The organism is Sulfitobacter sp. TBRI5, assembly GCF_051013555.1.
Taxonomy (GTDB): domain Bacteria; phylum Pseudomonadota; class Alphaproteobacteria; order Rhodobacterales; family Rhodobacteraceae; genus JL08.
Map to the genome: position 1 here is coordinate 720,127 of NZ_CP112884.1, position 13,532 is coordinate 733,658.

The window sequence follows — 13,532 nt, forward strand, 5'->3', positions numbered from 1 at the left end:
GTTATGGGCTTTTGCCGTGGGCGTCAAGGCACCTGCCCTGAAAGCGCGGGAAACAGCAAATCAGGCGTCCAGAACCGCCGCGATTTCGCCCCGCACCGCATCAATCGAACCCAGCCCGTCCACTGTCGCCAGCATGTCCTTGGCATAGTAATAGCCGATCAGGGGCGAAGTTTGCTTGTAATATTCCATCAGGCGGGTTTTCAGGCTGTCTTCGTTGTCATCCGCACGGCGTTTGAACTCGGTGCCGCCGCAATTGGTGCATTTGCCATCCGCCGGAACCGGCTTGGTGTTGTCATTGTAAACCTCGCCGCACATGGCGCAGGTTGAACGGGCGGTGATGCGCGCGACAAGGGCTTCGTCATCCACCCGCATCTCGATCACCTTGTCCAGCGCTTCACCCTGTGCCGCCAGCAAATTGCCCAGTGCGTCAGCCTGTGCCAGCGTGCGCGGGAAACCATCAAAGATAAAACCGTTGGCCTTAACCGTTTCCAGCTTTTCGCGGATCAGGCCAATCACGATCTCGTCGGTGACAAGCGCGCCGCGCTCCATCACATCGGCGACGATCTTGCCCATTTCGGAGCCGCTGTCCTTGGCTTCGCGTAGCATGTCGCCGGTGCTAAGCTGCACCATGCCGCGTTGTTCGACCAGATGACGTGCCTGCGTGCCCTTGCCCGCACCCGGTGGCCCCAGAAGAATGATATTCATCGGCGCGCCGGTGTGCGTTTACCACGCTTTTTCGATTTGCCACGCAGTTGCGATTTTTCGATCAGACCTTCGTATTGATGCGCCAGCAGATGGCTTTGGACCTGCTGGATCGTATCCATGGTCACCGACACAACAATCAGAACCGATGTTCCGCCAAAGTAGAACGGAATGGCGAATTGTCCGCGCAGGATTTCGGGCAACAGGCAGACCGCGGCCAGATAGGCAGACCCCAGCACCAAGACACGGTTGACGACGTATTCCAGGTAATCGGCGGTTTTTCTGCCGGGACGGATGCCCGGGATGAACCCGTTCTGGTTCTTCAGGTTGTCGGCCACATCGTCCACCTTGAACGATACGTTGAACGTGTAGAAATAGGCAAAGAACACGATCATCGCGACAAAGAACAACAGATATAGAGGCTGACCCGGCCCGAAATAGGCCAGAATGGTCGACATGATCGGGCCCGTCGAATTGCCCGAAAACGTGCTGATCGTGATCGGCAGCAACAGCAGTGAGCTGGCGAAGATCGCCGGAATAACACCCGACGGGTTGACCTTGACCGGCAGGTGGCTTGATCCGCCATCATACATTTTCATACCCACCTGACGGCGCGGATACTGAATGTGGATCTTGCGCAGGGCGCGTTCCATGAACACCACGAACGCAATGGTGGCCACCACCATCACAATCACACCCACAATCACCGCGGGGCTGATCGCGCCCGAACGGCCGCTGGCAAAGAACTGCGCCATGGCGGCAGGCACTTCGGCAATGATGCCGACAAAGATGATCAGCGAAATACCGTTGCCTATGCCGCGCGCGGTGATCTGTTCACCCAGCCACATCAGGAACATGGTGCCGCCGACCAATGTGATCATGCAGGAAATGCGGAAATAGAGGCCCGGATCGGTTGCCAGATCGCCCGCTTCAAGGCTGACGGCAAGCCCGTAGGATTGCACCGTGGCCAGCAAAACCGTGCCGTAGCGCGTATACTGGTTGATTTTCTTGCGGCCCTGTTCGCCTTCTTTTTTCAGCTGTTCCAGCGATGGCACCATCGACGTCAGAAGCTGAACGATGATCGAGGCCGAGATATATGGCATGATACCAAGGGCAAAGATCCCCATCCGCCCCAGCGCGCCGCCGGTGAACATCGACACCATGCCGCCGATGCCCTGCCCCGCCTGTTCCATGAATTCACGCAAGGCCGCACCGTCGATGCCCGGAACCGGGATAAACGTGCCCAGCCGGTAGACGATCAGAAGACCCAGGGTGAACAGGATGCGGTTGCGCAGATCGGTGGCTTTGCCAAGGGCCGACCAGCTTGTGTTGGCGGCCATTTGTTCAGCTGCTGATACCATGAGGCGTTTGTCCTTAATGACAACGCCGCCAAGACCGTTTCCCGGCATCGGCGGCGTTTGGAAAACCTTGGTTGTGTATGTAAGCGGCGAATACGCCGCTCACAACCCGTTACTCTGCCGCAGACGCAGTTGTGACCGTCAGAGCACCACCGGCCTTGGCCACCGCATCAATCGCGGATTTGGATGCGCCGGTGACTTCCAGTGTCACCTTGGACGTCACATCGCCCTTGGCCAGAACGCGGATACCGTCCAGCTTGCGACGGACCAGACCGCTTTCGATCAGTACGTCTTCGGTGATCGGCTTTTTCGAGTCGATCTTTTTCGCGTCTATGAATTTCTGGATCAGGCCCAGATTGACAACGGCAAAGCTTTTGCGGTTCGGCTTGTTAAAGCCGCGCTTTGGCAGGCGTTGGTACAGCGGCATCTGGCCGCCTTCGTAGCCACCGATGGCCACACCCGAACGGGATTTCTGACCCTTGACACCACGGCCACCGGTTTTACCCGTACCCGAGCCGGGACCACGGCCAATGCGCTTGCGCTTTTTGGTGGCGCCATCGTTGTCGGAAAGTTCATGCAGTTTCATTGTCGCTTCTCCTTTGCCGGAAATGTCCCCCAGCGACGGGAGCGGACAAACGCGGCGTTTCAGATATGATTCTTGCAGACGCAAGCGCCCACCGCGTGCGTATAGACGAGGGGTGTTGGGGGATCAAGGGCGGTGTTGGGGTGGGTGTAACAAAGGGCTGCGTGGGGCGGGCTTAGGAAGGGCCAGTGTGATTGTCCCACGCCAAAGGTTTGCCGAAAGGTGGAAAGGCTTTCGGCGGGTAATCGCGATTGAGAGGGGTTTTAAGCGGGTTGCGTTAAGACAGGGTGACACAACCGCGCGCGCGGCCACCAAAACGCACAACGCCCCGCAAATCCTTGCGGGGCGCTGGTAATGTCAAGAACGCGGGTCTGCCCCGCGGTCTTTATCCACGCTCTTCGATGATCTCGACCAGGTGGGGGATGCTGTTGACCATGCCGCGCACGGAAGGGGTGTCTTCCAGTTCGCGGGTCTTGTGCATCTTGTTCAGGCCCAGACCAACCAGCGTGGCACGCTGTTTTGCGGGGCGGCGGATCGGCGAACCGACCTGTTTTACAACGATTGTCTTAGCCATGATCAAGCCTCCTCGGCCACTTGGGCGGACGCCTCGGGGGCGTCATCGCGCTTGGGCAGAATGTCAGACACTTTCTTGCCGCGGCGTTGCGCGACGGAACGGGGCGATGCCTCTTTCAACAGACCGTCCATGGTGGCGCGGATCATGTTGTAAGGGTTCTGCGAGCCGATGGACTTGGACACAACGTCTTTGACGCCCAGCATTTCGAAAACGGCACGCATCGGACCACCGGCAATAATTCCGGTACCTTCCGGCGCGGTCCGCATCACCACTTTACCGGCGCCGTGACGGCCTTCCATGTCGTGGTGCAGGGTGCGGCCTTCGCGCAGCTGCACGCGGATCATCTGGCGCTTGGCCTGCTCGGTGGCTTTGCGAATGGCCTCTGGGACCTCTTTCGCCTTGCCTTTGCCGAAACCGACGCGGCCCTTCTGATCGCCCACAACCACCAAAGCCGCAAAGCCGAAGCGCTTGCCACCTTTTACGGTTTTGGACACACGGTTGATCGCCACAAGGCGGTCGGCGAATTCCGGGGTTTCGTCGCGTTGGTTGCGGCGGTTGCCCCCACGGTTGTCATCTCTTGCCATAAGGCATCATCCTTTCGGTGCGGCGCGTCAGCGCCCTGATTTGGTCAATCCAGGTGGGTGCTGAACACCCCCGGATCATCGAGGCGGCCCACAAAAGGCCGCCTGCGCTGTCTTAGATTTTCAGACCGCCTTCGCGGGCTGCTTCGGCCAAAGCCTTGACCTTGCCGTGGAACAGGAAACCGCCACGGTCAAAATATGCTTCTTCCACACCGGCCTTTTTCGCACGTTTCGCGATTTCAGCACCGACCTTGGCGGCCGCTTCGATGTTGTTCTTGCCGACAACGCCCAGTGTTTTTTCAAGCGACGAGGCAGAGGCCAGAGTGACCCCGTTCACGTCGTCGATCAGCTGGACGCTGATGTTCTTGTTGCTGCGGTGGACCGAAAGACGCGGACGTCCTGCGTTCACTTTGCGAAGTTTGTTCCGAACGCGCAGGCGGCGCTTCAAGAACAGTTGTCTTTTGCTGTTTGCCATTTGTCCGTTCCTTACTTCTTCTTGCCTTCCTTGCGGAAGATAAACTCGCCCTTGTAGCGAATGCCTTTGCCTTTGTAGGGCTCGGGCTTGCGCCACGCGCGGATGTTGGCCGCGACCTGTCCGACGAGTTGCTCATCAATGCCTTCAACCACAATCTCGGTCTGCTTGGGCGCGGTGACTGTAACGCCGGCAGGCGGCACATAATCCACGTCATGGGACAGACCCAGGTTGAGTTTCAGGGTGTTGCCGGTCATCGCGGCACGATAACCAACACCCTGGATTTCCAGCTCTTTCTTGAAGCCTGTGGTCACGCCTGCCACCAGGTTGGCAACCATTGTGCGGCTCATGCCCCATTGCTGGCGGGCGCGCTTGGACGAGCCACGCGGCATAACCGAAACCGAGTTGTCCTCGATCGAGATGGTTACATCGTCGGTGGCGCGGAAGCTGCGCGTGCCTTTGGGGCCTTTGACTTCGATCGTCTGACCCGACATTGACGCTGTTACGCCAGAGGGCAGATTAACCGCTTTTTTACCGATACGAGACATCTTGCCCTCCTTAGAATACGGTGCAGAGCACTTCGCCGCCAACGTTGGCGCTGCGTGCTGCGGCATCCGACATCACACCTTTGGGGGTGGAGACAATCGACACACCAAGGCCCTGACGGACCGACGGGATGTCCTTGACGCCCATGTAAACGCGACGACCGGGTTTTGAGACCCGCTTCAGTTCGCGAATGACAGGAGTGCCTTCGTAATATTTCAGGCTGATTTCGAGGGCCGGATGACCATCGGAACCAGTGACTTTTTCGTAGCCACGGATATAGCCTTCGTCCGCCAGCACATCCAACACCCAAGCGCGCAGTTTGGACGCCGGTGTGATCACCGTCGATTTGCCGCGCATTTGGCTGTTGCGGATGCGGGTGAGCATATCTGCGATAGGATCGTTCATACTATCTCTCCCTTACCAGCTGGATTTGACCATACCGGGGATCTGGCCGCTTGAGCCAAGGTCCCGCAGTGCGATCCGTGAAATTTTAAGCTTACGATAGTAAGCATGCGGACGACCTGTCAGCTGGCACCGGTTGTGCAAGCGTGTTGCCGAGCTGTTGCGCGGCAGTTTGGCCAGCTTCAGGCGCGCTTTGAAACGCTCTTCCATCGGCTTGCTCTGGTCATTTGCGATCGCTTTCAGCTCGGCCCGTTTGGCGGCATATTGCTCGACCAGCTTGGCGCGCTTCTTTTCGCGTTCGATCATTGATTTTTTAGCCATTACTCTCTCTCCCCGCGCTTAGCTGTTGAACGGCATGTTGAAATGCTTCAACAGCGCCTTGGCTTCAGCGTCGGTAGGTGCAGTGGTGACCATGATAATATCCATGCCCCACACTTCATCGACCTTGTCATATTCGATTTCCGGAAACACGATGTGCTCTTTCAGGCCCATCGCATAGTTGCCGCGACCATCAAAGCTTTTGCCCGAAACGCCGCGAAAGTCGCGGATACGGGGCATTGCAATGGTGATCAGGCGATCCAGAAATTCATACATACGATCGCCACGCAGGGTTACTTTGGCCCCCAGCGGCATTTCTTCACGGACGCGGAAACCGGCAATGGATTTCTTGGCCGTTGTCGTCAGGGCCTTCTGGCCTGCGATCGTCGACAGATCCTCAACCGCGGATTTTGCTTTCTTGCTGTCACGGACAGCTTCTGCACCGCAGCCGATGTTCAGAACGATTTTATCCAGACGCGGGATCTGCATATCGTTCTTGTAGCCGAACTCTTCCTTCATGGCGGCGCGGATATTTTCCACATAAGCCGCTTTCAGGCGCGGGGTATAGGTTGCCGTATCAAGCATCGATCACGTCCCCCGTGGTTTTGGCAAAGCGCACTTTCTTGTCGCCGTCCGTTTTAAAACCGACGCGCGTGGCTTTGCCTTTGGCGTCCAGCATCGACAGATTGCTCAGGTCGATTGGCATGGGCTTGGGAACGCGGCCGCCCTGATCGGACTGGCTTTGTTTGGTGTGACGGATGGCGACATTCACGCCTTCCACGACAGCTTTGCCGGCTTTGGGGTCAACCGAGGCGATGGTGCCTTGTTTGCCCTTGTCCTTGCCAGCAAGCACGATGACCTTGTCACCTTTGCGGAGTTTGGCAGCCATTACAGCACCTCCGGAGCAAGCGAGATGATTTTCATGAAGTTTTTGGCCCGCAATTCGCGCACGACCGGTCCAAAGATCCGGGTGCCGACAGGTTCGTTATTGTTGTTCAGAATAACGGCTGCGTTGCGGTCAAAGCGGATGGCGGTGCCATCGTCACGGCGAACTTCTTTGGCGGTGCGTACGACAACGGCCTTGCGGACGTCGCCTTTTTTCACGCGACCACGCGGAATGGCTTCCTTGACCGAGACGACGATGATGTCGCCGACGGATGCGTATTTACGCTTGGAACCACCCAGAACCTTGATGCACTGAACACGGCGTGCGCCGCTGTTGTCAGCAACATCCAGGTTGGTCTGCATCTGGATCATTTGGTTTCTCCCGACCTTTGGGGGGCGATGCGTGCCTGATCCCCAGGGTTTCGATTAAGATGTTCGGTGCTTCAGGCCTCGGCGGCTTGCAACACTTCCCAACGTTTGGTTTTCGATCGTGGTGCACATTCGATGATGCGGACGGAATCGCCCACCTTGAATGTGTTGTTCTCATCGTGGGCCCGGTATTTCTTGGACTTGCGGATGGTTTTCTTCAGAACCGGATGCGTGAAACGGCGTTCCACCGATACGGTTACGGTTTGTGCGTTGGCGTCGCTTGTCACGGTGCCGGAAAGAATTCGCTTGGGCATCTGTTCAGGCTCCCTTATTCAGCGGCCGCAGCAGCGGCTTTTTCGTTAAGAATGGTTTTTACACGGGCCACATCACGGCGAACCGTTTTCATGCGGGCTGTGCCTTCCATCTGGCCGGTAGCTTGCTGAAAGCGGAGGTTAAAGCTCTCTTTTTTCAGGTTGACCAGTTCTTCACGAAGCTGGTCCGGCGTTTTTTCACGCAGTTCTTTGGCGTCCATCGCCCTATTCCTTTCAACATCACCAGCAGGCCCCATAAGGGTGACCATGATTCTGGTGGAGTGGGTTCAAAGTACGCCGTATAGGAGGGTTCGCACTTTGGCGCAACCCCTAAGAGACAAAAGCGGATATACCACCTTTTTCGCGCCTGTGCGACCCGGCGAAATTCCGAAGATTTCCGCCGGTCAGCCCTGTTTCGCGAACGCGTTGTGCGATATGGAAACGGCATGACACAGATCACATCCCTTTTTGTTACCCGCCTTTATCACGCGCGCCTGTCCGATCTTGGCAAACCCCTTGATCCGGACGAGCTGGAAGATTCCTGCTTGTCCATCGCCGAAGACGACACCGCCGGGCAAGACTGGAGCGCGGAAAACGGCTTTCCCGGGTACACCAGCTATGCGTCACTGACCGACCTGCCCTGGCGGTTCCCGATATTCAAAGACCTGAAAAAGGTGCTGGACAAGCATGTGAAATCCTTTGCCAAGGATTTGGAATTTGATCTGGACGGCAAGAAGCTGCAGCTGGAAGATCTTTGGATCAATATCCTGCCGCACGGGGGCATTCACACCTCGCATATCCATCCCCATTCGGTGATCAGCGGCACGACCTATGTCGCGGTGCCCAAAGGGGCAAGCGCGATCAAGTTCGAAGACCCGCGTCTGGCGATGATGATGGCTGCCCCCGCGCGCAAGAAAGACGCACGCGATGAGATGCGCAGCTTTGCCTATGTCGCGCCACAGGTCGGTGACGTTCTGTTATGGGAAAGCTGGCTGCGCCACGAAGTGCCGATGAACATGGCCGAAGATGACCGGATTTCTGTGTCGTTTAATTACGGTTGGGGATAGCGGCCGAAGAAACGTCTTGTCCCTGCCCAGGTAGCAACTTTGAAAATTCCTTTTGTCTTTTTCATCATATCGCTGGCTGTCAGCCTTGTTGCGCTTGCCAAACCCGATCTATCAAACGTGATACTGCTATCCGGACCGTGTGCCCTGGCAAGCCTAGTGCTTTGGTTGCGTGCGTGGCTGAGACCTTCCCAACCTTCTTCTTCAGACAAACAGAACTGTGTCGTGATTGACGGTTCGAACGTGATGCACTGGCGAAAAGGCATTCCAAGTATCGAACCTGTTGTCGAGACGATCCGGAATCTGGAGGTATCGGGGTATACACCTGGCGTTGTCTTTGATGCCAACGCTGGCCATCTGCTTGCAGGCCGTTATTTGCACGACAACGATTTTGAAAAAATATTAAAACTGCCACGCCACCGGGTGATGGTCGCTCATAAAGGTACATCGGCCGATCCATTGGTCCTCACTGCGGCACGCACCTTGTCCGCGCGTATCGTTTCGAACGACCGGTTCCGCGATTGGATTGCAGCCTACCCGGAAATTTCCGATCCGGGGCATATTATCCGGGGAGGCTATCGTTCGGGCAAAGTCTGGCTGAACCTCGACGCGCCCGACACCGCAGCACAAAGCCAGCCGCAGACCACCGCCTGAGCGCAGAAGCCAACGGGCCGGTGAAAACAAAAGCCCCCACCGGTTTCCCGGAGGGGGCTTTTCTGTTCACCTAGGTGCGGCCCGCAGGTTTTCTAGGAGAACCCGCTACACCGCCCGCGTGAGGATTTACCAATCCTCACGGACCACAATGCGTGTCTTGATCGGCAGTTTCATCGCGGCAAGGCGCAGGGCCTCGCGGGCGACGTCATCGCCGACACCGTCGATTTCGAACATGACACGGCCGGGTTTGACCTTGCAGGCCCAGAAATCGACAGACCCTTTACCCTTACCCATCCGGACTTCGGTGGGTTTGGATGTGACTGGAACATCCGGGAAGATCCGGATCCAGACACGGCCCTGACGTTTCATGTGACGGGTCATCGCGCGGCGGGCCGCTTCGATCTGACGGGCTGTCACACGCTCTGGCTGCGTGGCTTTCAGGCCATAAGTGCCAAAGTTAAGATCGGATCCGCCTTTGGCGAGGCCCTTGATCTTGCCTTTGAATTGCTTACGGAACTTCGTGCGCTTTGGTTGAAGCATTTTCTATTCCCCCTTAGCGACGGCCACCAGCGCCACGGGGCGCAGGACCATCCTGGAGTTCTTGTGCTTTACGGTCACGCGCAGCTGGATCGTGTTCCATGATCTCGCCTTTGAAGATCCAGACCTTGATCCCGATGATGCCATAGGCGGTCATCGCTTCGACGTTTGCGTAATCGATGTCGGCACGCAGGGTGTGCAAAGGCACGCGGCCTTCACGGTACCATTCGGTCCGGGCAATCTCGGCACCGCCCAGGCGGCCCGATACGTTGACCCGGATGCCCAGGGCACCCATACGCATCGCGTTCTGCACGGCACGCTTCATCGCGCGACGGAACGAAACACGACGTTCCAGCTGCTGGGCGATGCTTTCGCCAACCAGCTGTGCGTCCATCTCGGGTTTGCGGACTTCAACAATATTCAGATGCAGTTCGCTGTCAGTCATCTTGGCAATTTTCTTGCGCAGGGTTTCGATGTCTGCGCCTTTCTTGCCGATGATGACACCGGGGCGGGCTGTGTGGATCGTCACGCGGCACTTTTTGTGCGGACGTTCGATGATCACACGGGCCACACCGGCCTGTTTACATTCTTCGTTGATGAAATCACGGATTGCGAGGTCTTCCAGCAGAAGATCACCGTAATCCTTGGTGTCGGCATACCAGCGGCTGTCCCAGGTGCGGTTGACCTGCAGGCGCATACCAATCGGATTGACTTTGTTACCCATTAGGCTTGCTCCTCAACTTGACGGACTTTGATCGTCAGTTCCGAAAACGGCTTTACGATCTTGCCAAACCGGCCACGGGCACGCGGACGGCCGCGTTTCAGTGTCAGGTTTTTGCCAACATACGCTTCGGCCACAACCAGCTCGTCCACATCCAGGTTATGGTTGTTTTCGGCATTGGCGATTGCGGATTGCAGACATTTCTTGACGTCTTCCGCGATGCGTTTCTTGCTGAACGTGAGGTCCGTCAGGGCCTTGTCCACTTTCTTGCCGCGGATCATGGCCGCTACAAGGTTCAGTTTTTGCGGGGAAGTACGCAGCATACGCAGTTTTGCCATTGCTTCGTTATCTGCCACGCGGCGGGGATTTTTATCCTTGCTCATGGCTTACTTCCGTTTCGCTTTTTTGTCGGCGGCGTGGCCATAATAGGTGCGGGTCGGCGAATATTCACCGAACTTCTGACCAATCATGTCTTCCGTGACGTTAACAGGGATGTGTTTGTGACCGTTGTAGACGCCAAAGGTCAAACCCACGAATTGCGGCAGGATTGTCGAGCGGCGCGACCAGATCTTGATCACTTCGTTGCGGCCGCCTTCGCGGGACGCTTCGGCTTTTTTGAGGACATAAGAGTCGACAAAAGGCCCTTTCCAGACTGAGCGAGACATATCTTAACGTCCCTTCTTCTTGGCGTGCCGCGAGCGGATGATCAGCTTGCTGGACGCTTTGTTCTTGTTCCGGGTTTTTGCACCCTTTGTCGGCTTGCCCCATGGCGTCACCGGGTGACGACCACCAGAGGTCCGGCCTTCACCACCACCGTGCGGGTGATCGATCGGGTTCATAACCACACCGCGCACAGACGGGCGGATGCCCTTGTGACGCATACGGCCGGCTTTACCGAAGTTCTGGTTGGAATTGTCGGGGTTGCTGACCGCACCAACGGTGGCCATGCATTCCTGACGCACCATGCGCAATTCGCCCGACGACAGGCGGATCTGGGCATAGCCACCATCGCGGCCCACGAACTGGGCATAGGTGCCGGCTGCGCGTGCAATCTGGCCGCCTTTACCGGGCTTCATCTCGATATTGTGGATGATTGTCCCGATCGGCATGCCGGAAAACGGCATCGCGTTGCCCGGTTTGATGTCGGCCTTGGTGGCAGACACAACCTTGTCGCCCACAGCCAGTCGCTGCGGCGCCAGGATATAGGCCTGTTCGCCATCTTCATATTTGATCAGCGCAATGAATGCAGTCCGGTTCGGGTCATATTCGATCCGTTCAACGGTGGCTGCAACATCGACTTTGTTACGTTTGAAATCAACGATCCGGTAAAGGCGTTTCGCCCCGCCGCCCTTGCGGCGCATCGTGATCCGTCCGGTGTTGTTCCGGCCGCCATTCTTTGTCAAACCCTCGGTAAGGGATTTGACAGGACGTCCTTTCCAAAGCTCCGAACGGTCGATCAGCACCAGCGCGCGCTGGCCCGGCGTCGTCGGCTTATACGACTTGAGTGCCATGCTTTCTGTCTTCCGTTTAGCTTCGGCGGGTGTTTCCCGCCGTGCGAGAGATGTCTCGCTATGTTGAAGGCCCCCGAAGGTGCCCGTGTTATAGGGCCCCGAAGGTCCCCGGCTTTAAACGGTCATGGCCCCGGTAAAAACCGGGGCCAGACCAGATTCGTGGCTCACTATCAGAGACCGGTGGTCACGTCGATAGTGTTTCCCTCTTCGAGGGTGACATAGGCCTTTTTCACGTCTTTGCGCTTGCCCAACTGGCCGCGGAACCGCTTGACCTTGCCTTTTGTGATCGTGGTGTTCACCGCTTTCACCTTGACCCCGAACAGCGTTTCAACCGCTTCCTTGATCATCGGCTTGTTCGCTTCCATCGCCACTTCGAACACAACCGCGCCGTTTTCGGATGTCATGGTTGCCTTTTCAGTGATGATCGGCTTGCGGATCACATCGTAATGTTCGTGCTTGGCAGTCATTTCAAACGTGCCTCCAGTGCTTCGATACCCGCTTTGGTGATCACCAGGGTGTCACGCTTGAGGATATCATAAACGTTTGCACCCATTGTCGGCAGGATATCCAGACCTTCAATGTTGCGTGACGCCTTCAGGAACTCTTCGTTCACCGACGCGCCGTCGATGATCAAAACGCGCTTCCAGCCCAGATCCTTGACCTGCTTCGCCAAAGCGGCAGTTTTACCGTTCGAGGCCGCTTCGTCGATCACAAACAGCTGACCGGCCGCCATTTTGGCGGACAGGGCATGTTTGAGACCCAACTTGCGGAACTTCTTGGGCAGATCGTGGCCGTGGCTACGCGGTGTCGGGCCTTTGTAAACGCCACCCCCGCGGAAGATCGGTGCAGAGCGTGCGCCGTGACGTGCGCCACCGGTGCCTTTCTGACGATAGATCTTCTTGGTTGAATAGCTGACTTCGGACCGGGTCTTGACCTTGTGTGTGCCGGCCTGCGCATTGTTGCGCTGCCAGCGGACGACGCGGTGCAGGATGTCGGCGCGCGGCTCCAGACCGAACAGGTCCTCGGCCAGATCGACGCTTCCGGCTTTCTTGCCGTCCAGTTTGATGACGTCGAGTTTCATTCTTCGCCTTCCTTCTTCTGAGCTTCGGCAGCTTCTGCCTCGGCAACCGTATCAGGCTTTGCTTCCTCGGCGGCAGCAGCCTCTATTGCGGCGGCTTCGGCTTCTGCGGCGGCGGCTGCCGCGGCTTCAGCTTCGGCGGCAGCTTCGGCAGCAGCGGCTTCGGCAGCGGCGGCGGCTTCTGCGGCAGCAGAGCGCAACCCGGCGGGCAGAATGGCATTTTCAGGGAACGGCTTTTTCACCGCGTCCTTGATTGTCACCCATGCGCCTTTGGACCCGGGAACAGCGCCCTTGATCATGATGATGCCACGGTCGGCATCTGTTTTCACGACCTGAAGGTTCTGCGTGGTCACTTTGGCAGCGCCCATGTGGCCGGCCATTTTCTTGCCTTTGAAAACCTTGCCGGGATCCTGACACTGGCCGGTCGAACCGTGCGAACGGTGCGAGATCGAAACACCGTGCGATGCACGCAGACCGCCAAAGTTGTGGCGCTTCATCGCACCCTGAAAACCCTTGCCGATCGATGTGCCGGACACGTCGACGAACTGGCCTTCAAAGTAATGATCTGCAGTGATTTCCTCGCCGACATTGATCAGGTTTTCAGCGGCAACGCGGAATTCCGCGACTTTACGCTTGGGTTCAACCTTGGCGGCGGCAAAGTGGCCGCGCATTGCCTGGCTGACACGTTTCACCTTGGCGGTACCTGTGCCCAGCTGAACAGCGGAATATCCGTGCTGGTCTGCCGTGCGTTGGGCCACAACCTGAAGATTGTCGAGTTGAAGAACGGTGACAGGGATCTGCTTGCCGTCTTCCATGAACAGCCGGGTCATGCCGACTTTTTTTGCGATAATACCAGAGCGCAACAT

24 protein-coding genes are annotated in these 13,532 nt (G+C 57.3%); 2 read left to right on the top strand and 22 right to left on the bottom strand.

The window, feature by feature from the left end:
* Window positions 1-60 precede the first annotated feature (60 nt).
* The 14 genes from OLX72_RS03660 to rpmC all read right to left on the bottom strand — a co-directional run bounded on the left by OLX72_RS03660 (window position 61) and on the right by rpmC (window position 7,322).
* Window positions 61-705: an adenylate kinase gene (locus OLX72_RS03660; RefSeq protein ID WP_114868871.1), complete on the bottom strand. Its 645-nt coding sequence runs from the start codon at window positions 703-705 to the stop codon at window positions 61-63.
* On the bottom strand, window positions 702-2,063 hold the full coding sequence (gene secY, locus OLX72_RS03665; protein WP_433989847.1) for a preprotein translocase subunit SecY: 1,362 nt from the start codon (window positions 2,061-2,063) through the stop codon (window positions 702-704). Before secY ends, OLX72_RS03660 begins: the two co-directional genes overlap by 4 nt.
* Before the next feature lie 109 nt (window positions 2,064-2,172).
* On the bottom strand, window positions 2,173-2,646 hold the full coding sequence (gene rplO, locus OLX72_RS03670) for a 50S ribosomal protein L15 (RefSeq protein WP_114868870.1): 474 nt from the start codon (window positions 2,644-2,646) through the stop codon (window positions 2,173-2,175).
* 382 nt (window positions 2,647-3,028) lie between these two features.
* Window positions 3,029-3,217, bottom strand: a complete 189-nt coding sequence (gene rpmD / locus OLX72_RS03675; protein ID WP_086053265.1) for a 50S ribosomal protein L30 — start codon at window positions 3,215-3,217, stop codon at window positions 3,029-3,031.
* Window positions 3,218-3,219: 2 nt separating this feature from the next.
* Window positions 3,220-3,801, bottom strand: a complete 582-nt coding sequence (gene rpsE, locus OLX72_RS03680; protein ID WP_114868869.1) for a 30S ribosomal protein S5 — start codon at window positions 3,799-3,801, stop codon at window positions 3,220-3,222.
* A gap of 112 nt (window positions 3,802-3,913) precedes the next feature.
* Window positions 3,914-4,273 (bottom strand): 50S ribosomal protein L18, encoded by a 360-nt coding sequence (rplR, locus tag OLX72_RS03685; RefSeq protein WP_114868868.1) that lies wholly within the window; start codon window positions 4,271-4,273, stop codon window positions 3,914-3,916.
* A gap of 11 nt (window positions 4,274-4,284) precedes the next feature.
* On the bottom strand, window positions 4,285-4,818 hold the full coding sequence (rplF, locus tag OLX72_RS03690; protein ID WP_433989848.1) for a 50S ribosomal protein L6: 534 nt from the start codon (window positions 4,816-4,818) through the stop codon (window positions 4,285-4,287).
* A 10-nt stretch (window positions 4,819-4,828) separates the two neighbouring features.
* The gene (rpsH, locus tag OLX72_RS03695) at window positions 4,829-5,221 is read right to left on the bottom strand and encodes a 30S ribosomal protein S8 (RefSeq protein ID WP_114868866.1); all 393 of its coding nucleotides are present in this window, start codon (window positions 5,219-5,221) and stop codon (window positions 4,829-4,831) included.
* A gap of 12 nt (window positions 5,222-5,233) precedes the next feature.
* A complete protein-coding gene (rpsN, locus tag OLX72_RS03700) occupies window positions 5,234-5,539 on the bottom strand; it encodes a 30S ribosomal protein S14 (RefSeq protein ID WP_114868865.1) in 306 nt (101 codons plus the stop codon).
* A gap of 18 nt (window positions 5,540-5,557) precedes the next feature.
* On the bottom strand, window positions 5,558-6,121 hold the full coding sequence (gene rplE / locus OLX72_RS03705) for a 50S ribosomal protein L5 (RefSeq protein WP_114868864.1): 564 nt from the start codon (window positions 6,119-6,121) through the stop codon (window positions 5,558-5,560).
* Window positions 6,114-6,425 carry a 50S ribosomal protein L24 gene (gene rplX, locus OLX72_RS03710; protein WP_114868863.1) on the bottom strand — a complete coding sequence of 104 codons (312 nt, stop codon included), beginning with the start codon at window positions 6,423-6,425 and terminating at the stop codon, window positions 6,114-6,116. Before rplX ends, rplE begins: the two co-directional genes overlap by 8 nt.
* Window positions 6,425-6,793, bottom strand: a complete 369-nt coding sequence (rplN, locus tag OLX72_RS03715) for a 50S ribosomal protein L14 (RefSeq protein WP_007118848.1) — start codon at window positions 6,791-6,793, stop codon at window positions 6,425-6,427. Before rplN ends, rplX begins: the two co-directional genes overlap by 1 nt.
* 71 nt (window positions 6,794-6,864) lie before the next feature.
* Window positions 6,865-7,104, bottom strand: a complete 240-nt coding sequence (rpsQ, locus tag OLX72_RS03720; protein WP_114868862.1) for a 30S ribosomal protein S17 — start codon at window positions 7,102-7,104, stop codon at window positions 6,865-6,867.
* Between the two features lie 14 nt (window positions 7,105-7,118).
* Entirely contained in the window at window positions 7,119-7,322 is a 204-nt protein-coding gene (rpmC, locus tag OLX72_RS03725) for a 50S ribosomal protein L29 (protein WP_114872059.1), read from the bottom strand.
* A gap of 225 nt (window positions 7,323-7,547) precedes the next feature.
* Here rpmC and OLX72_RS03730 point away from each other — a divergent pair, with 225 nt between their 5' ends.
* The gene (locus OLX72_RS03730; RefSeq protein WP_114868861.1) at window positions 7,548-8,168 is read left to right on the top strand and encodes a TIGR02466 family protein; all 621 of its coding nucleotides are present in this window, start codon (window positions 7,548-7,550) and stop codon (window positions 8,166-8,168) included.
* A 39-nt stretch (window positions 8,169-8,207) separates the two neighbouring features.
* A complete protein-coding gene (locus tag OLX72_RS03735) occupies window positions 8,208-8,819 on the top strand; it encodes an NYN domain-containing protein (protein WP_433989849.1) in 612 nt (203 codons plus the stop codon).
* A gap of 126 nt (window positions 8,820-8,945) precedes the next feature.
* Here the strand turns inward: OLX72_RS03735 and rplP are convergent, their stop codons facing one another.
* The 8 genes from rplP to rplC form a co-directional block, all read right to left on the bottom strand.
* On the bottom strand, window positions 8,946-9,359 hold the full coding sequence (gene rplP / locus OLX72_RS03740; RefSeq protein ID WP_114868859.1) for a 50S ribosomal protein L16: 414 nt from the start codon (window positions 9,357-9,359) through the stop codon (window positions 8,946-8,948).
* 13 nt (window positions 9,360-9,372) lie between these two features.
* A complete protein-coding gene (gene rpsC / locus OLX72_RS03745) occupies window positions 9,373-10,080 on the bottom strand; it encodes a 30S ribosomal protein S3 (protein ID WP_114868858.1) in 708 nt (235 codons plus the stop codon).
* Window positions 10,080-10,460 (bottom strand): 50S ribosomal protein L22, encoded by a 381-nt coding sequence (rplV, locus tag OLX72_RS03750; RefSeq protein WP_114868857.1) that lies wholly within the window; start codon window positions 10,458-10,460, stop codon window positions 10,080-10,082. Before rplV ends, rpsC begins: the two co-directional genes overlap by 1 nt.
* Before the next feature lie 3 nt (window positions 10,461-10,463).
* Window positions 10,464-10,742: a 30S ribosomal protein S19 gene (gene rpsS, locus OLX72_RS03755; protein ID WP_114868856.1), complete on the bottom strand. Its 279-nt coding sequence runs from the start codon at window positions 10,740-10,742 to the stop codon at window positions 10,464-10,466.
* 3 nt (window positions 10,743-10,745) lie between these two features.
* Window positions 10,746-11,588: a 50S ribosomal protein L2 gene (gene rplB, locus OLX72_RS03760; RefSeq protein ID WP_114868855.1), complete on the bottom strand. Its 843-nt coding sequence runs from the start codon at window positions 11,586-11,588 to the stop codon at window positions 10,746-10,748.
* A 170-nt stretch (window positions 11,589-11,758) separates the two neighbouring features.
* On the bottom strand, window positions 11,759-12,055 hold the full coding sequence (locus tag OLX72_RS03765) for a 50S ribosomal protein L23 (protein WP_114868854.1): 297 nt from the start codon (window positions 12,053-12,055) through the stop codon (window positions 11,759-11,761).
* Window positions 12,052-12,669 (bottom strand): 50S ribosomal protein L4, encoded by a 618-nt coding sequence (gene rplD, locus OLX72_RS03770; RefSeq protein ID WP_114868853.1) that lies wholly within the window; start codon window positions 12,667-12,669, stop codon window positions 12,052-12,054. Before rplD ends, OLX72_RS03765 begins: the two co-directional genes overlap by 4 nt.
* Entirely contained in the window at window positions 12,666-13,532 is an 867-nt protein-coding gene (gene rplC, locus OLX72_RS03775; protein ID WP_114868852.1) for a 50S ribosomal protein L3, read from the bottom strand. The genes rplD and rplC overlap by 4 nt, the downstream gene beginning before the upstream one ends.